Annotated in this window: 18 protein-coding genes and 4 pseudogenes; 15 read left to right on the forward strand and 7 right to left on the reverse strand. The window is 58.9% G+C overall.

Going from position 1 to position 24,028, the window contains the following annotated elements:
• The first annotated feature begins 17 nt into the window (after window positions 1-17).
• The 6 genes and pseudogenes from JCM12296_RS12380 (at window position 18) to JCM12296_RS12405 (ending at window position 10,293) form a co-directional block, all read left to right on the forward strand.
• Entirely contained in the window at window positions 18-2,444 is a 2,427-nt protein-coding gene (locus JCM12296_RS12380; RefSeq protein WP_054693283.1) for a cache domain-containing protein, read from the forward strand.
• Window positions 2,434-4,335: a sigma 54-interacting transcriptional regulator gene (locus JCM12296_RS12385; protein WP_054693286.1), complete on the forward strand. Its 1,902-nt coding sequence runs from the start codon at window positions 2,434-2,436 to the stop codon at window positions 4,333-4,335. Before JCM12296_RS12380 ends, JCM12296_RS12385 begins: the two co-directional genes overlap by 11 nt.
• A 344-nt stretch (window positions 4,336-4,679) precedes the next feature.
• Complete coding sequence (locus tag JCM12296_RS12390; protein ID WP_054693289.1) at window positions 4,680-5,285, forward strand: acetate uptake transporter; 606 nt, start codon at window positions 4,680-4,682, stop codon at window positions 5,283-5,285.
• Between the two features lie 82 nt (window positions 5,286-5,367).
• Window positions 5,368-7,274 (forward strand): annotated as a pseudogene (locus tag JCM12296_RS12395) (propionyl-CoA synthetase).
• A 205-nt stretch (window positions 7,275-7,479) separates the two neighbouring features.
• Window positions 7,480-7,797, forward strand: a pseudogene (locus JCM12296_RS12400) (thioesterase family protein); the annotation flags it as partial.
• Between the two features lie 339 nt (window positions 7,798-8,136).
• A complete protein-coding gene (locus JCM12296_RS12405; RefSeq protein ID WP_054693295.1) occupies window positions 8,137-10,293 on the forward strand; it encodes an HDOD domain-containing protein in 2,157 nt (718 codons plus the stop codon).
• Between the two features lie 65 nt (window positions 10,294-10,358).
• On the opposite strand, the gene JCM12296_RS12410 is transcribed toward JCM12296_RS12405, so the two are convergent.
• From JCM12296_RS12410 to JCM12296_RS38215, 5 genes are read right to left on the reverse strand one after another with little or no spacing between them, the layout of a single operon-like run.
• Window positions 10,359-11,348: a response regulator gene (locus JCM12296_RS12410; RefSeq protein WP_054693297.1), complete on the reverse strand. Its 990-nt coding sequence runs from the start codon at window positions 11,346-11,348 to the stop codon at window positions 10,359-10,361.
• 36 nt (window positions 11,349-11,384) lie between these two features.
• Window positions 11,385-11,951, reverse strand: a complete 567-nt coding sequence (locus JCM12296_RS44340) for an NAD(P)-dependent oxidoreductase (RefSeq protein WP_246804219.1) — start codon at window positions 11,949-11,951, stop codon at window positions 11,385-11,387.
• Window positions 11,873-12,334, reverse strand: a complete 462-nt coding sequence (locus JCM12296_RS44345; RefSeq protein ID WP_246804221.1) for a Rossmann-fold NAD(P)-binding domain-containing protein — start codon at window positions 12,332-12,334, stop codon at window positions 11,873-11,875. Before JCM12296_RS44345 ends, JCM12296_RS44340 begins: the two co-directional genes overlap by 79 nt.
• A 37-nt stretch (window positions 12,335-12,371) precedes the next feature.
• Window positions 12,372-13,115, reverse strand: a complete 744-nt coding sequence (locus JCM12296_RS12420; RefSeq protein ID WP_157067567.1) for an AEC family transporter — start codon at window positions 13,113-13,115, stop codon at window positions 12,372-12,374.
• 50 nt (window positions 13,116-13,165) lie between these two features.
• The gene (locus JCM12296_RS38215; RefSeq protein WP_157067568.1) at window positions 13,166-13,303 is read right to left on the reverse strand and encodes a hypothetical protein; all 138 of its coding nucleotides are present in this window, start codon (window positions 13,301-13,303) and stop codon (window positions 13,166-13,168) included.
• Between the two features lie 192 nt (window positions 13,304-13,495).
• Between JCM12296_RS38215 and JCM12296_RS47450 the strand changes: the two genes are divergently transcribed.
• From JCM12296_RS47450 to JCM12296_RS12440, 4 genes are all read left to right on the forward strand, one after another.
• Window positions 13,496-13,876 (forward strand): beta/alpha barrel domain-containing protein, encoded by a 381-nt coding sequence (locus JCM12296_RS47450; RefSeq protein ID WP_054693301.1) that lies wholly within the window; start codon window positions 13,496-13,498, stop codon window positions 13,874-13,876.
• The gene (locus JCM12296_RS47455) at window positions 13,873-14,421 is read left to right on the forward strand and encodes a beta/alpha barrel domain-containing protein (protein WP_054693304.1); all 549 of its coding nucleotides are present in this window, start codon (window positions 13,873-13,875) and stop codon (window positions 14,419-14,421) included. Before JCM12296_RS47450 ends, JCM12296_RS47455 begins: the two co-directional genes overlap by 4 nt.
• A gap of 91 nt (window positions 14,422-14,512) precedes the next feature.
• On the forward strand, window positions 14,513-15,283 hold the full coding sequence (gene aroD, locus JCM12296_RS12435; RefSeq protein ID WP_054693307.1) for a type I 3-dehydroquinate dehydratase: 771 nt from the start codon (window positions 14,513-14,515) through the stop codon (window positions 15,281-15,283).
• 16 nt (window positions 15,284-15,299) lie between these two features.
• The gene (locus JCM12296_RS12440) at window positions 15,300-16,829 is read left to right on the forward strand and encodes an MDR family MFS transporter (RefSeq protein ID WP_054693310.1); all 1,530 of its coding nucleotides are present in this window, start codon (window positions 15,300-15,302) and stop codon (window positions 16,827-16,829) included.
• Between the two features lie 22 nt (window positions 16,830-16,851).
• Here JCM12296_RS12440 and JCM12296_RS12445 read toward each other — a convergent pair.
• A pseudogene (locus tag JCM12296_RS12445) lies at window positions 16,852-17,843 on the reverse strand (LacI family DNA-binding transcriptional regulator).
• 302 nt (window positions 17,844-18,145) lie between these two features.
• Here JCM12296_RS12445 and ptsP point away from each other — a divergent pair.
• From ptsP to JCM12296_RS12460, 5 genes and pseudogenes are all read left to right on the forward strand, one after another.
• Window positions 18,146-20,639 (forward strand): annotated as a pseudogene (ptsP, locus tag JCM12296_RS12450) (phosphoenolpyruvate--protein phosphotransferase).
• Window positions 20,636-21,193: a 1-phosphofructokinase family hexose kinase gene (locus JCM12296_RS47460; protein ID WP_218188063.1), complete on the forward strand. Its 558-nt coding sequence runs from the start codon at window positions 20,636-20,638 to the stop codon at window positions 21,191-21,193. Before ptsP ends, JCM12296_RS47460 begins: the two are co-directional and overlap by 4 nt.
• Complete coding sequence (locus JCM12296_RS47465; protein WP_218188064.1) at window positions 21,139-21,585, forward strand: 1-phosphofructokinase family hexose kinase; 447 nt, start codon at window positions 21,139-21,141, stop codon at window positions 21,583-21,585. The genes JCM12296_RS47460 and JCM12296_RS47465 overlap by 55 nt, the downstream gene beginning before the upstream one ends.
• Window positions 21,586-21,759: 174 nt before the next feature.
• Window positions 21,760-22,179, forward strand: a complete 420-nt coding sequence (locus tag JCM12296_RS44360) for a PTS fructose transporter subunit IIB (protein ID WP_246804223.1) — start codon at window positions 21,760-21,762, stop codon at window positions 22,177-22,179.
• 29 nt (window positions 22,180-22,208) lie between these two features.
• A complete protein-coding gene (locus tag JCM12296_RS12460; protein WP_246804225.1) occupies window positions 22,209-23,447 on the forward strand; it encodes a PTS fructose transporter subunit IIC in 1,239 nt (412 codons plus the stop codon).
• A 79-nt stretch (window positions 23,448-23,526) separates the two neighbouring features.
• On the opposite strand, the gene JCM12296_RS12465 is transcribed toward JCM12296_RS12460, so the two are convergent.
• Window positions 23,527-24,028 (reverse strand): ATP-dependent helicase C-terminal domain-containing protein (locus tag JCM12296_RS12465; RefSeq protein ID WP_281491996.1); only part of this gene is annotated, 502 nt, incomplete at its 5' end.

Genomic DNA, 24,028 nt, shown 5'->3' on the forward strand with positions numbered 1-24,028 from the left:
ACCCACAGGAGCGCTGGATGTTGAACCTGTCCCGTCGATTCGCAGATTTGCGCATCCGCGACAAACTGCTGATCAGCTACTCAGCCTTATTTCTCCTATGGCTCAGCATCTGCAGCGCCATCATGTTCTTTTTCCTCAAGGAATCCATCCAGGCCAACATCGAAAGCGAACTGAAAAACACCACGCAGACCATCCTGAACATGGTGCGCACCTCGGCGAGCGTTTCCATCAAGAATCACCTTCGTGCCGTCGCCGAAAAAAACCGCGAGATTGCCCAGCATTTTTATGATCAGGCACTGGCCGGAAAGATCAGCATGGAAGCGGCCAAGCGCCAGACCCGCGAGGTCATGCTCAGTCAAACGATTGGCAAGACGGGCTACATCTATTGTATCGACAGTCAGGGAATCATCCGCATCCATCCGGAAAACGCGCTGATCGATGTGGATTTGTCCAACTATGCGTTCATCACCGAACAGATGGCCCGCAAGGAAGGTTATCTGGAATACAACTGGAAGAACCCGGGAGAGACCCACCCCCGACCCAAAGCGCTTTACATGACCTATTTCAAGCCGTGGGACTGGATCATTTCCGTGACCTCCTACCGCAATGAATTTCGCGAGTTGGTCAATGTGGACGATTTTCGCGACAGCATCCTCTCCATTGTTTTTGGCCAAACCGGGTATTCCTATGTATTGGACCTGGAGGGGAATTTGATTATCCATCCCTCCCTGGAGGGCAACTACCTCGATGCCACGGACGTCAACGGGCGCCATTTCATTCAGGAGATTTGCAAACGCAAGAGCGGGAAGATCATCTATTCCTGGGCGATGCCCGGTGAAGGCGAGGCACGCGAAAAGCTGGTGATCTTCAACTATATTCCCGAATACCAATGGATTGTCGCCTCTTCCAGCTTCCTGGAGGAGTTCTACGCGCCGCTGAGAACCATTGGCCACTTGATTCTGGCCATGGTGATAACGTCCTTTGTCATGGTGCTGCCGATCACCTCGCGGATCAGCTCTTCCATCACGAATCCCCTCCTGGAGCTGATGGATCGTTTCGCCTCCGGGGCCAAAGGCGACATCTCGGTGCGCCTGAAGCCGCGCAGCCGCGACGAGGTGGGGACGCTGGCCACCTACTTCAATACCTTCATGGAACAATTGGAAGCCTCCAGCCAGAGCCTGAAAACCACGATTGCCGAATCGCGGAAAGCCGAGCAGGAGATGGCCCGCATGCGCCACTACCTGAAGCATTTCGTGGATGCGTTGCCATCGGTGCTGGTGGGCGTCGACCGTGACGGACGGGTGACCCAATGGAATCGTGGCGCCGAGCGCATGACCGGCGTCGACGACCGCCAGGCGCTTGGCCGTGAAGTCACCGACCTGCTTCCGTTGTTACTCCCCTATGGGGAGATGATCGATGCGGCGATCCAGGAAGGACGCGCCCGCCATGTGGAAAAAGCCTTGTGCGCCGATGGGCAGCGGTCTTTTTTTGCCGATATCATGGTCTACCCCATCGAGGCCGGCTCAATGCGGGGCGCGGTGATCCGGGTTGACGATGTGACCCAGCGCGTGCACATGGAGAACGTGATGGTGCAGACCGAAAAGATGATGAGCGTCGGCGGTCTGGCCGCCGGCATGGCCCATGAGATCAACAATCCGCTTGGCGGCATGCTGCAGAGTTTGCAAAACGTGATCCGGCGCCTGTCACCGGGTCTGGCCGCCAACGAGGCCGATGCCGTGGCCTGCGGCACCCAGCTGGAAACCATCCGTTGCTACCTGGAGCGGCGCGATATTTTCCGTTTCCTGGAGAATATTCGCATTTCAGGGGAGCGGGCCTCGCGGATCGTCGAGAACATGCTGAGCTTCAGCCGGCGCAGCGAGTCCCACAAAACCTCGGTCGAGCTGGCCGTCTTGCTGGATAAGGCGGTTGAACTGGCCGCCCATGATTATGACCTGAAAAAGAAATTCGATTTTCGGCATATTCGCATCGAGCGACGCTACGAGGCGGACCTGCCGCCGGTGCCTTGTGTGGCCACCGAGATCGAGCAGGTGATTTTCAATCTGCTGCGCAACGCGGCCCAGGCCATGGGCGAGGCGGGGGAACATCGCCAGGCGCCGTGTATCACCTTGGATCTTCACCGGGAAAAGGAGTTCGCGGTCATTGAGATCGCCGATAACGGACCGGGCATGGACGAAGCCCGACGCAACCGTATTTTCGAACCTTTTTTCACCACCAAGGAGGTGGGCGTGGGGACCGGCTTGGGGCTATCGGTCGCCTATTTTATTGTCACCAACAACCATAATGGATTCATGACGGCGGAGTCGTCTCCGGGAAAAGGCGCCAATTTTATCATTCGCCTGCCGCTGATGCACCCATTGAATAAGACCCCGGAGCCCAAAAACATGCCGGTTCCTTCGGCTGAGGAGCGGGGCCGTGCCCATTGAACTGACTGAACAGCGCCGCGTTCTGATCATCGACGATGAGGAAATCATCCGCGACAGTGTATCGACCTACCTGGCCGACAGCGGCTTTACCGTGTTCCAGGCCAGGGACGGGCGAGAGGGGTTGGATCGCTTCACCGAACTGGCACCCGACGTAGTGCTGCTCGACCTGCGCATGCCGCGCATGGATGGTCTGGAGGTGTTGGAAGCCATCGCCGGCCAGTTGGACCGGGTTCCCGTGATCGTCGTCACCGGGGCCGGCGTTCTTCAGGACGCCGTGGCGGCGTTGCGGCTTGGTGCTTTTGATTATGTGACCAAGCCGATTGTCGACATGGCAGTCTTGGAGCATGCGATCCATCGGGCCCTCGAACGGACCCGGTTGCTGGAGGAGAACCGGCGCTATCAGGTCCATCTGGAAGAGGAAATCCGATCCCGGACCCAGGATCTGCAGTGGCGTACCGAAGAACTGATGGCGGCCAACAACGAGCTGAAGAAGGAGATGGCCATCCGCGAGAAGACCGCGTCGGCCCTTAAACTGAGCGAGGCGCGGTTGACCGAGGTGGTCTCGATTTTCGAAGGCTTCATCTACACCTGTGATGCCACGTTTTGCCTGGACTTCGTCAATCGCCGGCTGGCCGACCACGTGGGGGCGGACGTGGCCGGTCAACTCTGCCACCAGGTCTTGTACGGCCTAGCGGAGCCGTGCCCATGGTGCCGCCATGGTGATGTGTTCACCGGCCAGACCGCGCATACCGAATTTTACAATGAAAAGGACGGCCGTTGGTACGATGCCGTGCAGGCACCGGTATTCGACAGCGAGGGACAGGTTCGTATGCTGCAGGCCGTGGTCCTGGATATCACCGAGCGCAAGGCCACCGAAGACTGGCTGCGTCAGCGGGAAGCCCAGTTGGCCGAGAAGGCCAGGCGGCTGAAATCCAACCTGCGCACGGCCAGCCGCTTTGGCAACATTATCGGCAAGAGCCGCCCCATGCAGACGGTCTATGAGAATATTCTCAAGGCGGCGGAATCCAATGCCCATGTCATCATCTACGGCGATTCCGGTACCGGCAAGGAAATGGTGGCGCAAACGATTCACAACCTGAGCGACCGGGGAAACCGCAATTTCGTTACCGTGCATTGCGGTGCCATTCCTGATAATTTGATCGAAAGCGAGTTTTTCGGTTATCGCAAAGGGGCGTTTACCGGTGCGGATCAGGACAAACCCGGATATCTGGATGCGGCCGATGGCGGTACCCTGTTCATGGATGAGGTGGGCGAGCTGAACATGACCATGCAGGTCAAGTTGCTGCGCGCCATCGAGGGCGGCGGTTATACGCCCATCGGCAGCAGCACCGCCAAACAGGCCGACATCCGCATCGTCGCGGCCACGAACCGCAACCTGCGCAGCCGTGTGGAGAGCGGCCGTTTCCGTCGGGACTTCTACTATCGAATTCATATCCTGCCCATCTATTTGCCGCCCTTGAAATCAAGGAAGGAAGACATCCCGCTCTTGGTCAATCACTTCGTCAGTGATTTTCCCCACGGGGAGCGGTTGCCGGTGATCCCCCAGCGGATCATCGCGGCCATGCAACGGTATGACTGGCCGGGGAATGTGCGTGAGCTGCAAAATACCGTACACCGCTATATTACCCTGGGAGAGATCGACTTTCTGGATCTTCCCCAAACGATCGAGGACGAAAATGCCGACGCTGTGGCCCCACCCCTTCCCGCCGCTTCCGAACCGCACTCCTTGAGCGATGCCATCAACGCCTTTGAAAAAGCGTACATCGAACGCCTGCTCAAGGAGAACCAGTGGCACCGTTCGCGGGTCGCTGAATTGTTGGGCATCGATCGGCGCACCCTGTTCCGCAAAATGAAACTGTATGGGTTGTGATTGTCTCCATCTGGGACAATATTGTCCCAATCCACAAATTTGTCGTTAATCCCGCTGATTATCCTCCGTACAGTAAACGTTGGGACAAAAAAGTCTCATTTATTATTCAAATCGCATTCATTAAAAAATTTATCCGCTAATCAATATAATTATCCGTTTTATATTAATATATTATTTATTTGGTTTGTTTTTAATGAATGGCACCTGCATTGCAAAAACACCTCTTTGCCTATCGGCTGTGCCGGTCCCCGTGGCCCTTCCCCCCCATGGCATCCGGATGACCGCTGGGATTTATCAGAATGACGTGTCGTTACCCATTTCCACACATTTAGAAGGAGGTCTCAATGTCAGCACAAGGTCAAGGAAATCCAGCAGTTGTCGGTCTTGCCGGTTTCGGATTAACCACACTGATTCTCCAGTTCCATAACCTTGGGTGGTGTGGGATCGGACCGGTTTTGGCCCTTGCGGTTGCCTTTGGCGGGATCGCCCAGTTGATCGCGGGCTTTCAGGAGTTCAAATGCGGCAATAATTTCGGTTACAGTGCCTTTGTTTCCTATGGCTCGTTCTGGATCGCGCTGGGGATCATCTGGATGTTGAATTATTACAAGATCTACACCCTCAGCCACACCGATGTGGGATTTTTCCTGATCGCCTGGACGCTCTACACCCTCATCATGTGGGTCGGCGCCATGCGCATTCATGGGGCCATGGCATCGACGTTTACCCTGCTCATCATCGGGTTTATCGGTCTCGATTTGGCCCATTTCGGTTTCCCGGGATTGACCAAACCCACCGCCGTGATCCTGATTCTGTGCGCCTTGAATGCCTGGTATATGATGGCCGCCGCCATTTATGCCCAGGTCTTCGGCAAGCAGGTCTTGCCCCTGGGAAAACCCTGGATCGATTCCGCACCGGAACCGGTGGGCACTCTGGCCAAGGAATCGGCTTGACGACGATCCCTTTCCGAGGGTTTAATTATGACAGCGACGCTTTCACCGATCTTTTACCGCCAATCCATGAAAGGACCCATTGATGACGACGCCCTATGATATCGCTTACGCGGAATCGATCAACAACCCCGAATCCTTTTGGGGCAAGGCCGCAGAAGATTGCCATTGGTATAAAAAGTGGGACAAGGTGCTGGATGACAGCAACAAGCCGTTTTACCGCTGGTTCGTCGGCGGTGAATTGAATACGTGCTACAATGCCCTCGACCTGCATGTTGAAAACGGCCGGGCGGATCAGGCGGCCCTGATTTATGACAGCCCGGTGACCGATACGATCAAGACCTATACCTATCGGGAGCTGCGCGACGAAGTGGCCCGCTTCGCCGGTGTCCTCACCGGGCAGGGCGTGGTCAAGGGGGACCGGGTGATTATTTACATGCCCATGATTCCCGAGGCGGCCATCGCCATGCTGGCCTGCGCCCGCATCGGCGCGATCCATTCGGTGGTTTTCGGCGGATTCGCCGCCAAGGAACTGGCCACCCGCATCAACGATGCCAAACCCAAGGTGATCGTTTCGGCCTCCTGCGGCATTGAGGTCAAAAAAGTCATCCCCTACAAACCGCTGCTGGATCAGGCCATTGATTTTGCCGACTTCAAACCCGAATCCTGTGTCATCTTCCAACGTCCCATGGCCCAGGCCGAGATGACTCCCGGGCGGGACGTGGACTGGAGCGATGCCATGGCCACGGCAACGCCGGCGGATTGCGTGCCGGTGGCGGCCACCGATCCGCTGTACATCCTCTACACCTCGGGGACGACCGGCCAGCCCAAGGGGGTGGTGCGGGATAACGGCGGCCATCTGGTGGCCCTGAAGTGGACCATGAAGGCGATTTACGACATCGATGCCGGCGATGTGTTCTGGGCCGCCTCGGACGTCGGTTGGGTGGTCGGTCACTCCTACATCGTCTATGCCCCGCTCTTCAAGGGCGCCACCACGATCCTTTTCGAAGGCAAGCCCGTGGGCACGCCCGATGCCGGCGTTTTCTGGCGGATTATTTCCCAGCACAAGGTCAAGTCCCAGTTCACGGCACCCACGGCGTTCAGGGCCATCAAGCGGGAAGACCCCAAAGCCGAATTGATGAAAAACTACGACCTTTCCGATTTCAAGATTCTCTTCTTGGCGGGGGAACGCTCGGATCCGGATACGATCCAATGGTCGGAACGGAACCTCAAGGTGCCGGTGATCGATCACTGGTGGCAGACGGAAACCGGCTGGGCCATCGCCGCCAACTGCATGGGGCTGCACCACTATCCGGTCAAGTACGGCTCACCGACCAAGGCGGTTCCCGGCTGGGATCTGCAGGTGGTCGACGCCAATTGCAAGCCCATGGCACCCGGAGAAATCGGTGCCCTGGTGGTCAAGCTGCCATTGCCGCCCGGCACCCTGCCGACCCTGTGGCAGAACGACGACCGCTTTGTCGAATCCTACCTCGAAGAGTTCCCGGGATACTACAAGACCGCCGATGCGGGCTATATTGACGAGGAAGGCTACGCCTACATCATGGCGCGAACCGACGACATCATCAACGTCGCCGGACACCGGCTCTCCACCGGGGCCATGGAGGAAGTCCTCGCCGACCATCCCGATGTGGCCGAATGTGCCGTCCTGGGGGTGGAGGATAAACTCAAGGGCCAGATCCCCATCGGTTTTTGGTGCTCAATGCCGGTGTCACGCGGCCCCACGATGAGATTGTCAAAGAGGTGGTCCAGATGGTACGCGACCGCATCGGACCGGTGGCCGCCTTCAAGACCGCCACGGTGGTCAAGCGGTTGCCCAAGACGCGTTCGGGCAAGATCCTGCGCGGCACGATCCAGAAGATCGCCGACAACAAGGATTTCAAGGTGCCGGCCACCATCGACGATCCGACCATCCTGGGAGAGATGGAAGAAGTGCTCAAGGGCATCGGCTACGCCAGCTCGAGAAAGGCATAGTTGCTCATTCGGAAGCTTCACCAACGCCGGGGCCGGTGTGGACGCCGCCCCGGCGTTACTATCTGGCGCTGTAAGAAAAGGGAAAGGAACTGGGATGAAAGCCGAATTGAAACCCGGGATCGAACATCAATTCACCTTTCGGGTCAGTGAAAGCAAAACCGTTGCCGCGCTCTATCCGGAAGCGACCGAGTTTCAGGTGATGCCGGTCGTTTTGGCCACCGGTTTCATGGTCGGCCTGTTCGAATGGACCTGCATTCAGGCCCTTGGCCCCTACCTTGACGGCCCCGCCGAGCAGACCGTGGGAACCCATATCAACGTCAGTCATGTGGCCGCCACGCCGGTGGGCTTCGAGGTGCGGGTTCACGTGAAACTGGTGGAGGTGGACCGACGCCGTTTGGTCTTTACCATCGACGCTCATGATGATGCCGGCCTGATCAGCCAGGGAACCCATGAACGCTTCATCATCGACAAGGCCAAATTCGACGCCAATCTGAAGCGCAAATGTGAATCCCACGGTCATTAACGGCGGCCGCGGCAAGCCGGCGGTTCATCTAAGCCGGCGGACCACCGGCTGCCGTGCTTGAAAGACGTGCTTTACCCCTTCGGGACCCTGGCCAGGCGTTCTGGGCGTCCCGTTTTTCGCGACGATGTCCCTCTCGATGCCCCCCGTCCCGCATTCGCCCCCTATCTTTTCACATCGTTGTCGCAACCGGTTCGATGATTTGCCAGCCGGGTATAAAGTTTTGAGATTTCATGACGATGGAGATGGTGACAACGCAAAATCAACTGTCATCGGCAACATCGATGCCGGCTGACAGAAGGTATGCCGCACATATTGGATCCAAGTGGAAGGCAACGACGGATGACGGTTCAACAGCCCCTGTTCAAGAGAATCTCCGGTTTTAAACAACTTCCCACGCTTCCCCATGTCCTGCTCAAGCTGATTGAAGCCTGCAATCAGGAAAGCCCGGACCTGCAAAAGATCGCGCAAATTATCGGTAAGGATCCGGCCCTGAGTGGAAAGATCCTGCAACTGGTCAATTCCGCCCATTTCGGCCTGAACCAGAAGGTCGAGTCAATGGTTCAGGCCGTGGTGTTCCTTGGCACCAGCGGGGTGAAAAATATCGTTTTTTGCGCCTGCGTTTACGATGCCTTTCCCAAGCCGAAGCAAAGCTTCGTGTTCAGCCTGAAAAAATTCTGGTGGCATTCCCTGCGGTGCGCTTTCCTGGCCCGCCACATGGCTGCCGCCTGGGGGTTGTGCAACCCGGACGAAGCGTTTCTCGCCGGACTTCTGCATGACATCGGCCGGGCGGTCTTGTGGGTGAATTTCAAGGCGCCCTACGAAGAAATGCTGGAGGCGTGTGGCGACGATGCCGCCCAATTGCTGCCCTTGGAATCCCAGATGGGGGCGACCCATGCCGAAGTGGGCGGCTGGCTGCTCAAGCGCTGGCGCCTGGACCCGCTCTTGGTCAGCAGCGTACGCTATCACCACCATGCGCAGGAAGAAATCACCCAGGCGTTGACCATGGTTCAGGTGATCTATGCGGCCAACCTGCTTTGCCTGGATGACGAGAACCAGATCCTAAGTGGCATGAATGCCGTCAACGATCTATTTCACAAAAGCGCCGAAGAGAGCCGAACGTTAATGGCCTGTGCGGACCAGGAGGCCAGGGAAACCGCGATTGCGCTGGATATTGAGGTTGAAGCCGTGGAGACGGATGTTCAGAACCCGATCGATCAGGTCGTGCAGGCGCGCCTGGCCCATGAAGTGCGACAGATATCCCTGACCCTGGGTACCCTCGAAGGTTTTTTGACCGCCAAGGATCAAGGGGCCATCATGCGCTGCATCGCCGATGGATTGAAGATCCTGAGCGGCGTCAAGCGGGCGATTTTTTTTCTCTTCGATGAGAAGAAGAACGCGCTGATCGGCTATTTGACCGACAAGTCCGAGGGGTATGTGCGACAACCCATGCTGGCGGTTTCCATGAGAATGACCGGCAGCCTGTTGATCCGCACGCTCGTTGAAAAACGCCAACTGAGCTCCCTGGACCTGCCGCCGGAACGCTCCCTGGTGATTGTCGACGAGCAAATTATTCAGCTGCTGGGTGGCAGCGGGGTGTATTGCATCCCCCTGTTGGCCCAGGATGATCGCGTCGGGGTGCTGACCGTGGGGCTCGATGCGGACAATGCCGCGCACTTCACGGAAAACATCCAATTGCTGAATCTTTTGGCCCAGAAAGGGGCCCTGGCCCTGCGGCTCGATCAGTTAAGGCGCCAGATGTTGACCATGGTGCATACCAGCCGCATGGATGCCACCTCGGATCTGGCGCGCCGGGTCGTCCACGAAGTCAACAATCCCCTCGGCGTGATCAAAAATTACCTGAAGGTGATCGGAATGAAGATGGCGGACGCCGGTCTGGCCCAGGACGAGATCCGTATCATCAATGAAGAGATTTCCCGGGTGGGGCGCCTATTGAAAAAACTGACCAGCTTTTCAAAGGCCGATGCACCGGTAACGGCATCCGTTCACATCAACGCGCTGCTGACGGATATGCTCAAGCTGACCCGCGAGGCACTGGCGGCCGATGGCAAGATCCATATCGAAACGCATTTGGACCCCGACATGCCGGTCGTCACGGGTGATTCCGACGCGTTGAAGCAGATCTTCATGAATCTTCTGAAGAATGCCACCGAGGCCATGGCGGATACCGGTGGACGGATCGATATCCACACGCGCCACTTGGCCCGGCCGTTGGTCCATCAGACATCGCGTCTTGGCGAGGTCACCCGTGGCCATGTGGAGATCGTTTTCAGCGACAACGGCCCCGGCATACCGGAAGCGATCCGTGAGAAGCCCTTCGACCCCTATGTCAGTACCAAGAGTGGCGATCATGCCGGGCTCGGCCTGGCGGTCGTCCATCATCTTATCACCGCCATGCACGGAACGATCCGCTGCGACAGCGATCCGGGCCGTGGTACCACCTTTACCATCGAGCTGCCGGTGACGCCCAGTACTTGACGGATTCACAAAAGGGATGAAGCGTAACGCCGATATCGGGCTTCTTACGAATCCGTCAAAAGGGACTATTCGCGATAGAGTTCAGGATAAAGCCGGCGGGCGCAATCCGGGCAAATGCCGTGGCTGAATTCGGCATCCGAGTGGGTTTGGAGATAGGCTTCGATTTCGATCCAGTACCCTTGGTCGTCACGGATCTTCTTGCACGCGGAGCAGATGGGCAGCGTGCCGCTGAGGCGCTTGACCTTGGCCAAGGCGGTTTTCAGCTTTTCCAGTTCTTTCTGGAGGCGGAAGTTTTCCGGGTTGGCCGCTTTTTCCAACTGGCAAGTCATGGCGTGGATCAATGCGACGCCGTAAGTTCGGCCGCCGATGGTATAGGGAACCGTCTCGACCCGCTTCCAGGCCATGAACGGCCTTCCCTTGGCATCGATCAGCGCCACCTGGCCCTGCCAGGGAATGCCGGTATCGATGCTGACCTTGATTTGGGAGTCATAGCGGGGATTGCCGCGTGAATCCTCCCCCTGACCCACCGTCCATGGCGGCGAGGTCGGCGGCTGCGGATTCATCAGTTTCCGGTATGCGGCATTGGTGTAGACGATCCGGCCGTCGTGGTCGCCGATGAGGGTCGCTTCCTGGGATATGGCCACGATTCGTTTGAACAGATAAAGCTCACGTTGTTCTTTCTGACGTTCGAGAACCTGCTTGACTGACGCGACCAACGCGTCCGGCTCGAAGGGTTTTTTCAGGTAGTCAATGGCGCCCTTTTTCAGAGCCGTAATGGCATTGCGTTCGGAATGGCTCCCGGTGACGACGATCACGCGGGTATCCAATTTCCTTTCGATAAGGTGATCCATCACGGCAAAGCCGTTTTGATCACCCAATTGCAGATCCAGGAGCACAAGGTCGTAGTCGATGGCCAGGAGGGTGTTCAGGGCCTCCACCAGACTCTGGCTTGTGTTGACCGAGAATCCGTAGGAATCCAATAAACATCGGATGCTTTCACACATCCGAGGATCATCTTCCACCACCAGTATCTTTGAATCGGTCAATGTGTACATGTGCTTCAACTCCCAAAAATATATTGCAAAACGGCTTTATGGCCGGGCGCAGTTCAAGGGCGCCTGTCCGGCTTCGACGCGCCGGATGTTTTCCACCACGCCGGCTAGGATTCCTTGGAGGGAACGATCCGTTGAACCGCCGATGTGCGGCGTGGCCAGGACATTGAGATCGAAAATGGGATCGTCCGGGTCCGGGGGTTCCTGCCAGAAGACATCCAGGCCGGCACCGGCAATGGTTCCGCTGGACAGCGCCCATTCAAGGGCATCGCGGTCCACCAGTCCGCCGCGGGAAAGATTGATCAGAAAGGCATGCGGCTGCATGCAGGCCAGGGTCTGGCGGTTCATCAGACCGGTGCTGGCCGGCGTGACGGGAAGGCAAAGGAAGACAACGTCCGATCGACCCAATAGTTCCGGCAGCTGATCGGGGCCGCCGACCCAATCCAGGCCCAGGGCCGCCTGCGCCTCCTGGGGGGCATGCCGCTTGATGCCGATCATGCGGACGCCGAACCCTTTCAGGCGCCGGATCAGGGCCTGGCCGATGCCGCCCAGCCCCACGATACCCACGGTTTGGTCTTCCAGGGCACGGCCCCGGGGCTGCCCCATTTTCGGGCTTGCAGGCTGCGGGCCAATCCGTGAGCGTCGCGGCACAGGCCAATCATCAGGTAGATGCCCAGTTCGGCCACCGAGTCGGCATTGCCGGAATGGGCCGTGGGTACATTGGCCACGGGAATGCCTTTTTCCGCAGCCGCGGCGATATCGACGCCCTCCAGGCCGGAGCCGCACTGCTGGATCAACCGCAACCGGTCGGCGCTGGCCAATGTGTCCCGGGTGATCGGGCACATGGTGGGAATGAGTATATCGACGCCGGCCAGGCTGTCGATGGCGAAACGGCCCGTGGCGGTAAGGTGGTGCGTGGGCAGCTTTTCACGGAGGCTGCCGAAAATACCGCCCCAGGCATTTTCAGCGGCGGCAAACAGAATGTTCATACGGTTTTCTCCTTCTTTCTCCGGTCGTCTCGGACGATTATCCGCCGTTGCCGACCACGGTCAACCAGATCATGTAGGTGACGGCGGATACGATGGTGCTGGTCGATATGGCCGCCACGGCAAACGCATCGTCGCCGTGCATCTCTTTGGCCATGACATAGGCGATGGTGGCCGTCGGCGTGGCCAGGAGGATCAGGCCCGGCAGGTATGCCTTTACCGGGACATCCAGGATCGTGAAGCAGACCCAGCCGATCGTGGGCAGCAAAAGGATTTTGATGGCCACCGCCCCCATCACGGACCCGATGTTTTTACGCATGACCTGCAACGACAGGGCGGCACCGATGAGAAGAAGCGACATGGGTGGCGCCAGGCCGCTGAGGATATCCAGAAAACGTTGCAGCACCCCCGGCAGGGGGATCTGAAACAGCGAGATCAGAATGCCGGCAGCCGCCGAAATGATGATCGGGTTATGCACCAGCTTTTCGGCGACCTCACGGATTCTCTTGCCGGTGTCGGCCGCACCCAGCGAGTGTGTCTGCAGCGCCAGAACGGAGAGGGTGTTCTGCATGATCATGAGAAAACCGGCCAGGATGCTGGCCTTGGCCAATCCGCTCGGGCCGAGGAAATAAAAAGCCACGGGAATACCGATATAGCCGAGGTTGCCATGGGCGGAGCACTGGATGAAGGTGCCGATGCGACCCGGCGGCCAACGGGTGAAATGACCGATGATCCAGGCGCCGAGATAGGCCGTGAGGGCCGATGCCAGCGTTACCAGGAGCACGGTGACGTTGAATTCGGTAACGAACGAGGCCTTGGCGACGGACTTGAAGATCAGGCCGGAATGGCCAGGTAGTAAACCATTCGGTTGGCCGGTTCGAGGAACGCCGGTGGCATGAATCCCTTGCGGCGGGCGATGAATCCCAGAATCACGACGGCGAAAATGGGGATGATGGTGGAAAAGACTTGCATGGGCTGACCATTTTCTTAAATGGGAATTGAGCTTGATCGAAACCGTCAAGATTGAATGCCATGCGATATCAGGAGATGCCCTAGGATGCAACCGCCAGCATGGTTTAACCCGGGCAATCGCATTTGACACCTCAATTCAGTGCTTGCGAATTTTCGAGGAATGGTCAAATTGGAACAAGGAGGAGATGAGCCATGCATTCGATTGCAAACCCGCCGGCCATTTTGATCGAAGACCAGGCGCTGCGCGACGGCCTTCAAGTGGAATCACGGATTTTCAGCCTGGAGGAAAAACTGCATCTTTTCCGGTTGATCCAAAAGGCTGGGGTCAAGCGGATTCAGGTGGGATCCTTCGTGCACCCCAAAATCATGCCCCAGATGGCGGATACCGATGAATTGATCCGCATCATCGGCAAACAGGATTCGACCATGGTTTCGGCGCTGATCCTGAACGAAAAGGGATTGGCGCGGGCCGTTGACTGCGGGGTATCCCATCTGAGCATGTCGGTTTCGGTCAGCGATACCCACAGCCGTAAAAATACCCACCGATCGGCTGCGGACGCCTGGTGTCGATGACCGCGCTGATCAGCGAGGCCCTCCAGGCCGGGTTGGATGTGCGCGCCGGCTTGCATTGCGTTTTCGGCTGTGTCTATGAGGGACAGATTTCAGCGGACGCCGTTTTGCGGGCGACGGAGAAGATGGCCGCCACCGGGGTCAAGGAGATCAACCTGGCCGATACCACGGGCATGGCCACACCATTGGCGATTCGCGACATTGTCGGTCGGGTCCAAGGCCATTTTCCAGACCTCGCCATCTCCCTGCACCTCCACGATACCCGCGGGCTGGGGCTGGCCAACCTGTTTGCCGGCTTTGAGGCCGGTGTTCGCGTTTTCGACACCTGCACGGCCGGTCTTGGCGGCTGTCCTTTCGTCAAGGGGGCCGCCGGCAACGTGCCCACCGAGGATGCCGTGAACCTGTTCGAATCCATGGGGATCCCAACGGGGATCGCTTTGGCGGGGCTGTGCGAGGCGATCGCTTATCTCGAAACCACCTTGGCCCGGTCCCTGCCCGGGCGCATGAGACGTGTTTTCGAGCAGTCGGCGTGCCATCCTGCCGGCTAAAGGGGATTTGGCCTTGCCGCCGCCGGTTTCCGTGCTATCGTGGGGAACATCCGAGAAAACGCCCACGCAACCCCATCCAGAGGAATCGAGAGTGAGACAAGAAAGCGAAATCCCCGTCAGAGTCCGGCAAGCCGTCATCGGTGGACCGAAACCGTTGATCTGCATACCGCTGGTGGCGGCGGAAAAAAACGAACTGTTCGACCAGGCCGCCGAAATGGTCTCTTTGGGGCCCGATCTTTTGGAATGGCGCGCCGACGGCTACCGGAACATCGCCGACATTGCCGATGGCATGGACGTCCTCACCGCCCTGCGGTCACGTATCGGGGATACCCCGCTGATCTTCACCTGCCGCATCGCCGCCGAGGGTGGCATGCAGCCCCTTCCACAGCCGGACCGCCTGCGGATCATCCAGGCGGCGATCCGCTCGGGAGCAATCGACCTCGTCGATATCGAACTGATCAACGATGCCGCCTTCATCGAGGGCGTTCGAGACGCTGCCAAAAGCCATGGGGTCAAACTGATCCTCTCCGCTCACGATTTCAACACCACGCCGCCTGCGGATGTGATCATCGCCAAGCTCAGCCAGGCACAGGCGCGGGGCGCCGACGTCGCCAAACTGGCGGTGATGCCCACCGATTACGCGGATGTCCTCACCCTGCTCACGGCGACCTTGAGAGCACGCTCGGAAGTGGTGAAAATTCCGATGATCACCATTTCCATGGCCGGGGAAGGGGCCCTGACCCGCCTGGCCGGCGGCCTGTTCGGTTCCGACATCACCTTTGCCGCGGGGCGGGTATCGTCGGCACCGGGCCAGCTGCCCATCGACGCGCTGCGCCAGGCCATGTCGCTATTGTACGCATAGGCACTGAAGGACAAATATGGCTCCACCCCATGACCTTACCCCGCGCCGCCGGTTGCTGCTGATCCTGGCCACGTTGCTGGCGCTTTTCCTGGCGGCCCTGGATACCCTGATCATGAGCGCCGCCATGCCGACCATCGTGGCCGAGTTGGGCGGATTGTATCTGTATAGTTGGGTCTTCTCCACCTACATGCTCAGCCGGGCCGTGGCCCTGCCGATTTTCGGCAAGCTGGCCGATCTCTTCCCCAACCGCACCCTCTACCTGATTTCGATTCTGGTATTTCTGGCCGGCTCGGTTTTGGCCGGGGCCGCGCACAGCATGATGGCCCTGACGGTTTTTCGGGCCATTCAGGGAATCGGTGCGGGCGGTAATTTCGCCCTGGTTTACATCGTTTTGTCGGATATCTCCGAGCCGGAAGACCGGGGGCGCATGATGTCCTACGCCAGTTTCGTTTGGGGGCTGGCCAGCGTGCTGGGTCCCTCCCTGGGTGGGTTTATCGTTGGCTGGGGATCCTGGCGCTGGATCTTCTACATCAATGTTCCCATCGGTCTTCTTTCCCTGACCGGGATCTGGTTCTTTCTGGCCGAGACCCGAGAAAAGCGGGATATCGTCGACATCGATTATGCCGGCATCGTCACCCTGGTCACGGCCATTCTTGCCTTTCTCACCGTCTTTCTTCTAGGCGGACGGGACTACGCCTGGACCTCGCCGACCATCCTGGGATTGCTGCTTTTGTTCGGGCTTGCCGTGGTGGGTTTTTACTGGGTGGAAAAGCGCGCCCACGAGCCGATCCTGTGCTTTGATTTCTTCCGCCTGCGGGGCTTTTCCACCGGCAATGGCTTGGTCTTTTTCGCCAGTATGGCTATTTTCGCCCTGTCGGCCTTCAGCCCGCTCTTCATCCAGGGCGCCCTGGGCCAGTCGCCCTTTCAGTTGGGCCTCGTGATGATGTTTCTCAGCTTCGGCTGGTCCGCCGGCGCGCTGTACTGCGGACGACAGGCCAACCGGTGGGGTGAGAAAAACTTTTCTCTTGTCGGCGGCCTGGTGTTGATCGTCGGCTGTGTCATGGCCGTGCGTTTTTCCGCCGCCACCCACCTTTGGATCTGCGCCCTCGCCCTGACCCTGGCCGGCGTGGGCATGGGATTTACTTCCATCGCCACGCTCCTGGTGGTTCAGAACAGCGTCGACAAGCGCGACCTGGGCGTGGCCACCTCGTCCCACCAGTTCACCCGCACCCTCGGCGGCACGGTGGGGATCGGTATTTGCGGCAGCATCGTCACCGCCCGCTTTTCCCGGGTGGCCGAAACCTTGAACACCGCGGATCTGCAGGGCAGCGTTCCGCCGGCCGTCATGACCCAGATCCAGAAGAACTTCGAAAATTTCTTCCGCCCGGACGTCCAGCAACAGCTTTCCGCCGGCGCCCGCGGCGTCCTGCACCACGCCATCGGCAACAGCGTGATCGATGTCTTCTGGCTGGCCCTGGCCGCCGCCCTGATCTGCATGGGGATTGGCCTGTTCATGCCCAAGCGGGCGCTTGGCAACCGGGAATAGACATGTGGGTCGTTCTGCAAGTCTAACACCCGCAAGACTGACGGATATTTAGTTTTGCCTTGAGAATCACTTCCCGATGGGAGCGGGTCGGATCCTGGATCCGCTTCAGGAGTAACTCGGTCGCCGTATGGCCGATTTCATAGGTGGGCTGTTCAACGACGGTGAGTGCCGGTACGACCAGGCGGGCCCAGGTCGTCTCGTCAAAGCTGGCAAAAGCGATTTCCCGGGGAATGGCGACACCTTTTTCCCGGAGGCATGCAGCGCTCCCGCAGCCAACAGGCTGTTGCTGGTGAGAATGGCGTTGGGCGGTTCGGGGAGTTGCAGGAGCTTTAGCGTCGCCGTGAACCCATCTTCCGCCCTGGGGTTGGTATGGATGACCCAATCGGAGGAGGGCTGGATATTCTGTTCCTTAAATGCTTTCAGGTACCCCTGCCGCCGTTCGCGGCCGGTCGTGCTGCCGATGCCGAAGATGGCGCCGATGCGGCCATAGCCATGTTCGAGGAGATGGGTTGTCATGGCGTGGGCCGCCTGAACATTGTCAATCAGGATATTGTCGACTTCAACATTGCTGACACGCCGGTCAATCACGACCGTGGGAATGTCCAGATCGACGATTTCCGAGAAATGGTCGGCGGTTTGTCGGGTTGGCGACAGAATGATACCGGCCACGTTTTCGTCCCGCAGCAGACGCAGATACTTCTTCTCTTTCTCCGCATCTTCATCATTGTTACAGAGCATGACACTATACCCCTGCCCATGGGCGGCATCTTCAACGGCACGGCTGACCTGCTGAAAAAATGGATTTTCGATATCGGAAACAATCAAACCGATAATGGTTGACTTTCGGGAACGAAGATTTCGGGCAACGCGATTCGGGCGATAGTTTAACTGTTTGACCACGGCCATGACCTGGTCACGAACTTCGCTGCGCACGTGCGGCTTGTCGGCCAACACGCGCGAAACGGTTGCCGTGGATACCCCCGCTGCTTCAGCGACATCTTTAATGCTGACCATATCCGTTGAACTCTCTTTCGGTAGTGTATGAACGCAATTCGAAAACGGCTGATGAACGGCTCTGGATCAATATGTAAACGATTCCAGAAATATTGTCAAGTAAGAGGCCAGGGGTCGTTTTTTCGATAGACCCAATCCATCATATTCAAATACAATACATTAAAATCAAGTATATTAAGATTGCTATGGCAAAGCATTATTTTTTTCTTGACAGAAATTAATGTAATCGTTTACAAGAATAAGTAAACGATTACAAATCCCGTCCTACCCCAAGATCCTTATAAAACAAGGAGCCCATGATGATGAAACTACAAGGCAGCAACATTCAATTGCATGCCCGGGCCGAAAACAAGGCCGATGCCATTCGCCAAGTGGGGAGATTGCTGGTGGACAACGGCCACATCAAGCCCGGTTACATTGAGAGCATGCTGGGGCGTGAAAAGATCGCCAACACCTTTTTGGGCAATGGCATCGCCATTCCCCATGGACTTCCCAAGGATCGCGAACTGATCCTGCAAACGGGCATCGCGGTGATGCAGATCCCCGAAGGTGTGGCGTGGAATCCGGGGGAGACGGTTTATTTGGTGGTGGGCATTGCGGCGCGTTCCGACGAGCACATCGAAATCTTGACCAACCTGACCCATGTGCTGGACGATGAGAAATTGGTCCAGCAGCTTGCCACAACCGATGACGCCGAAGCGATCGTCACCTGCCTGACGCGAATGCCTGTCGCGTCCCCGGCGGCCGCGCCACCATCGGCGGTCCTATCGGATTTCGACAAATCCATCGAGGTGACCGTTTCGGGTGAGCATGGTCTGCACGCCCGGCCGGCAACGGCTTTCGTCGATTTGGCCAAGCAATTCAAAGCCGCTGTGCATGTCCGCCATAAAGCGGCTGTCGCCGACGGTAAAAGCCTGGTGTCCCTGCTGAAACTGGGCGCCGGAAAAAATGCGACCTTGTGCATCATGGCCAAGGGGGAAGACGCGGACGCGGCCCTGGCCGCATTGCATCGCGCCGTTCTGGCGGGGTTGGAAGACGAAGACTCCCCGGAGGCGAAACCCCTTGCGGTGGACATCGCCCACGATTGGTCGCCCACCCAGGCGACTGAAACGATTCAAGGCTTGAGCGCATCGCCAGGCCTGGCCATCGGCCCGATTTGCCAGATCCAGCGCCACAAGATCGTGGTGGCCGCCACGGCCAAGGATCCGGCGGTCGAACAAGAACGCCTTTACCATGCCATTGCCACGGCCCAGGGCGAATTGGATCAGATTTACCAAGAGGTCAAAACGCGCTCCAGCGCCGGCCAGGCTGCCATTTTCAAGGCGCATATCGAATTTCTCAACGACACGGAGATCATCGCCGAGACGATCGCCCATATTCGCAGCGGCCATAGTGCGGGGTGGTCCTGGCAGCAGGTTCTCAAGGTACGGGTAGAAGCGATGGCGCAACTGGATGATCCGGTTCTCGCGGGCCGTGCCGTGGATCTGGAAGATGTGGGCAACCGGGTTCTGCGCCATCTGGCCCAGGTGGTGGATGACACCGCCTTTGCCCCCCGGACACCGGTCATCCTGGTTGCCGAGGATCTGACGCCCTCCGATACGGCCGGTTTGGATCCGGCCAGCGTCCTGGGGTTTTGCACCGCCTCCGGTGGCCCTACGTCCCACACGGCCATCATCGCGCGTTCCCTGGGCATTCCGGCCATCGTCGGCGCCGGTCCGGCCCTGCTCAAGCAGAAGGATGGCGTGCGGGTGATTTTGGACGGCGACAATGGCAAGCTTTACATCGAACCGGACGAGACGGATATCCAGTCCGCCCAAAGGGTACAGGCCATTTTGAGCGACCAGCGTGACAGCGAGCACCAGGCCCGGTTCGAGCCGGCCATTACGGAGGATGGGCATCGCATGGAGGTGGTCGCCAATATCGCCGGCCCCGCGGAAGCGGAGCAGGCCGTCAACGCCGGCGCCGAAGGGGTGGGCCTTTTGCGGACGGAATTTCTCTTCCTCGATCGCCCCTCACCGCCCTCGGAAGAAGAGCAGTACCAGGCGTATCGCCGGGCCGTCGAATTCCTGGGCGGATTGCCCCTGATCATTCGTACTGGATATCGGCGGGGATAAAAATGTTCCTTACCTACATCTGCCGCCCGAGGATACTTCTTTCATGGGCATTCGCGGCATTCGCCTGTGCCTGACCAAGCCGGAACTGTTCTATCCGCAGCTAAGGGCCATCTATCGTGCCGCCCGACACGGTCCCATAAAAATCATGTTTCCCATGATCGCCACCCTGGAGGACCTCAATGCCGCCAAGGACATGGCGGACCAGGTGCGGAATGAGCTGGGTGCCCCCGAGATCCCCTTCGGCATCATGATCGAGGTTCCCTCGGCCGTCGCCATGGCGGAGGAGCTGGCCCGAGAAGTCGAGTTCTTCTCCATCGGAACCAATGATTTGACCCAATACACCTTGGCCATGGATCGCTTGCATCCCATGCTGGCCAGGCAGGCGGACGCCCTGCACCCAGCGGTGCTGCGCATGATTGCGCAGACGATCCGGGCCGCCACATCGGCCGGGATCTGGGTCGGCGTGTGCGGCGGCATGGCGGCCGACCCCCAAGGCGCCGTGATTCTCACCGGTCTGGGGGTCCGTGAACTCAGTGTGAGCATCCCCAGTGTTGCCGCCATCAAGGCCCAGCTGCGCCGAATTACCCTCAGTGACGCACAATCCCTGGCACGGCGGGCGCTCGCCTGTCCCAATGCGGCCACCGTCCGTCGTCTCACCCAGGCAAAGGGGGTGGATCAATGAAAACCCGTCCAAGCATCGTCACCATCACCCTCAATCCGGCCATCGATCAAACCGTGACCATTCCCGATTTTAAGGTGGGCGGCGTCAACCGGGTCGGCGAATCGCGCTGTGACGCGGGAGGCAAGGGGGTCAACGTGGCCGCCTGTTTGGCCGATTACGGCCTGCCGGTAACCGTGACCGGCTTTTTGGGAGAAGAGAACCCCCGGATTTTCGAGTACTTCTTCAGTCAAAAGAAGATCATCGATCGATTCGTGCGCATTGCCGGCAGCACCCGCACCGGCATCAAAATCGTCGATGATCGCAACCCAAGCACCACCGACATCAATTTCCCCGGCCAGGCCCCTTCACAAACCGATCTGCAGCGGCTTCTGGAGATCATCGCGCCGTTGAGCACCCGATGCCCCTGGTTTGTGATCAGTGGCAGCATCCCCGCCGGTGTGCCCGACGATATCTACCGGCGCATCATTGAAATGATCATGGCAAACGGCGGTCAGGTCGCTTGGACAGCAGCGGCGAGGCGTTCCGGCAGGCCCTGGACGCCAAGCCGGCCCTGATCAAACCCAATATTGAAGAATTGGAGGCCTTTTGCGGCCACCCTCTGAAGACCCAGGCCGAGATCATCGCCGCAGCGCGCGGGCTGCTGGATCGCGGGGTACGGACGGTCGTGGTTTCCATGGGGCACCTGGGGGCCCTGTTTGTTGAAACCGATGCGGTCGTCCGGGCGACACCCCCCCAGGTCCAGGTCAGAAGTACCGTGGGGGCCGGTGACGCCATGCTCAGCGGGATGGTGGCCGGCAAGATCGAAGCCCGATCGCTGATGGATTGCGCCCGCCTGGCCACGGCCTTTTCGGTGATCGCGGTGACCCGCATCGGTGCCGGATTGCCGACGGAACCGCCGCTGAAATCCATTGAAGACCAAATCACGCTGAACGTCATTCCGGCATAAAAAATCGCGTCTCAGACGATTCGTAAGAAGCCCGATATCAAGGCTTGCGAATCCGTCAACTTTAAAAGGAGGTCAACATGGCAAGAATCGTCGCAGTTACCGGATGCCCGACCGGAATCGCCCATACCGTCATGGCGGCGGAGGCCTTGAGGAAAACCGCGGTTGTCATGGGCCATGAAATCAAAATTGAAACCCAAGGCGCCGAAGATCAAAAACCCGTTGACCGATGCGGATATCGCGGCGGCCGATGGGGTCATCGTCAGCTCCGATATTCATGTGGATCTGAAGCGTTTTGCCGCAAAACCCATGGTGGCGGTCACGACCAGCGAGGCGATTCGCAAGACCAAGGCCGTGATCGAGGAGGCCCTGGCAGAGATCGCCGAATCAGAGGCCCGACCGGAAGCCAAGGTCGAACCGGTACCTTCCGGGGATACGTCCCGCGCTCGTCCCAAACGCCTGGTGGGCGTCACTTCCTGTCCCACGGGGATCGCCCACACCTTTATGGCTGCCGAGGCCCTGCGCAAGGCGGCCGAGGCGCTGGGCCATACCATCAAAGTGGAGACCCAGGCTCGGTCGGCGCCAAGGATGTCCTGACGGCGGAGGAGATCGAGCAGGCCGATGCGGTGATCGTTGCCGCGGATGCCTATGTGGATACCCTGCGATTTGCCGGCAAACGGCTTTATGAAACCAGCACCAAGGACGCCCTGCACAACGGGGTTGCCGTGCTGGAAGCCGCCCTGGCCCTGCCCGAACCCCAAAAAGTCGACTATGTGGGCACCATCAAGCAACTGAAGAAAGCCCGTTCCGCCACCCGCAGCGGTCCCTACAAGCATCTCATGACGGGCGTCTCCTATATGCTGCCGGTGGTGGTGGCCGGCGGCCTGCTCATCGCCCTGGCCTTTGCCTTTGGCGGGATTTACGCGGGCGACAAGGAGGGCAGTTTCGGCTGGGCGTTGATGCAGATCGGCGGCGCCACGGCGTTTGCCCTGTTCGTTCCGGTGCTGGCCGGTTTTATCGCCTATTCGATTGCCGATCGACCGGGCATCACGCCGGGATTGGTCGGCGGCATGCTGGCCACCACCGTCGGCGCGGGCTTTCTCGGCGGCATCGTGGCCGGATTCATTGCCGGATACCTGACCCAGTTTTTGAATGATAAAATCAAACTCCCCGAAAACCTCCAGGGGCTCAAGCCGGTGTTGATTTTGCCGTTGATCTCAACGCTGGTCGTCGGTCTGCTGATGATTTACCTGATCGGCCCGCCGGTGAAAGTGGCCTTGAACGGCCTGGAATCCTGGCTATCCAATTTGCAGGAGGGCAGCGCCCTGTTGCTGGGCGTCATCCTGGGGGCCATGATGGCCTTCGATATGGGGGGGCCGGTCAACAAGGCCGCGTATACCTTTTCCGTCGGTCTGCTGGCCAGTAAAATCTATGCCCCCATGGCCGCGGTCATGGCCGCCGGCATGGTCCCGCCCCTGGGCCTGGCCCTGGCGGCGACCCTGTTCAAGAACCGTTTCACGGCGGACGAGCGCGAGGCCAGCAAGGCGGCCTTCGTTCTCGGCATATCGTTCATCACCGAAGGGGCCATCCCCTATGCGGCCAGGGATCCTTTTCGGGTGATCCCCAGCATCATGGTGGGCGCGGCCGTTACCGGCGCACTCTCCATGGTGTTCGGCGTCAAGCTGTTGGTCCCCCATGGGGGCATCTTTGTGTTGCTGATTCCCAACGCGGTATCCCAATTGCTGCCCTACGTCATTGCCATCGTCATCGGAACGCTGGCGACCACCGGGATGTTGTTTCTCCTGAAAAAGCCCGTGGCCGAGGGGAATGCGCCATTGGCCAGTGCCCAAGAGACGGCCGAGTAGGAAGGATCCGAAAAAAACATGGATCGTTCCCATTACGGATTTGCGAAAGGGGGGCTGACCCGAGAACGCCGACTCCGCGTCAGCGGGCGGTACGTGGCTTGGCCCGGTTCGTGGGGGCGGCCTGGAGCGGGTTTTCCGGCCAGGCATGCTTGGGATAACGTCCCTTGAGTTCGCGTTTTACCTCAGCATAGCTGTTTTGCCAGAATCCGGCCAGGTCGCGGGTGATCTGAGCCGGCCGACCGGCGGGGGAGAGCAGGTGCAGCATCAGCGGCAGGCGGCCCCGGCAGATGGTTGGCGTGCAGGCTGCGCCGAACATCTGCTGGATGCGGACGGCCAACACGGGGATGTCGTGGCGGTAGTCGATCGGCAGGCGTGAACCGCTGGGCACGTTGACATGGGTGGGCGCCAGTTCGTCCAGCAGTAGCCGCTGTCGCCAGGAGAGCTGCTGTTGCAGGGCTTGGGTCAGAAGATCCGCCGTGATATCGGAAAACCGCGTGATGCCGATCAATTGCGGCCCCAACCACGCCTCAAGGCCATCGGCCAGGGCGGCATCGGAAAGATCGGGCCAGGGGCCGCCCTCG

It is taken from the genome of Desulfosarcina cetonica JCM 12296, assembly GCF_001311845.1.
Lineage (GTDB): Bacteria > Desulfobacterota > Desulfobacteria > Desulfobacterales > Desulfosarcinaceae > Desulfosarcina > Desulfosarcina cetonica.

Bases quoted from the DNA above. Each gene is read 5' to 3' on its own strand.
- JCM12296_RS12380 (WP_054693283.1), top strand. From the start codon at position 18: ATGTTGAACCTGTCCCGTCGATTCGCAGATTTGCGCATCCGCGACAAA.
- JCM12296_RS12390 (WP_054693289.1), top strand. From the start codon at position 4,680: ATGTCAGCACAAGGTCAAGGAAATCCAGCAGTTGTCGGTCTTGCCGGT.
- JCM12296_RS12405 (WP_054693295.1), top strand. From the start codon at position 8,137: ATGACGGTTCAACAGCCCCTGTTCAAGAGAATCTCCGGTTTTAAACAA.
- JCM12296_RS12410 (WP_054693297.1), bottom strand. From the start codon at position 11,348: ATGTACACATTGACCGATTCAAAGATACTGGTGGTGGAAGATGATCCT.
- JCM12296_RS44340 (WP_246804219.1), bottom strand. From the start codon at position 11,951: ATGGGGCAGCCCCGGGGCCGTGCCCTGGAAGACCAAACCGTGGGTATC.
- JCM12296_RS44345 (WP_246804221.1), bottom strand. From the start codon at position 12,334: ATGAACATTCTGTTTGCCGCCGCTGAAAATGCCTGGGGCGGTATTTTC.
- JCM12296_RS38215 (WP_157067568.1), bottom strand. From the start codon at position 13,303: ATGCAAGTCTTTTCCACCATCATCCCCATTTTCGCCGTCGTGATTCTG.
- JCM12296_RS47450 (WP_054693301.1), top strand. From the start codon at position 13,496: ATGCATTCGATTGCAAACCCGCCGGCCATTTTGATCGAAGACCAGGCG.
- JCM12296_RS47455 (WP_054693304.1), top strand. From the start codon at position 13,873: ATGACCGCGCTGATCAGCGAGGCCCTCCAGGCCGGGTTGGATGTGCGC.
- JCM12296_RS12440 (WP_054693310.1), top strand. From the start codon at position 15,300: ATGGCTCCACCCCATGACCTTACCCCGCGCCGCCGGTTGCTGCTGATC.
- JCM12296_RS47460 (WP_218188063.1), top strand. From the start codon at position 20,636: ATGAAAACCCGTCCAAGCATCGTCACCATCACCCTCAATCCGGCCATC.
- JCM12296_RS44360 (WP_246804223.1), top strand. From the start codon at position 21,760: ATGAAATCAAAATTGAAACCCAAGGCGCCGAAGATCAAAAACCCGTTG.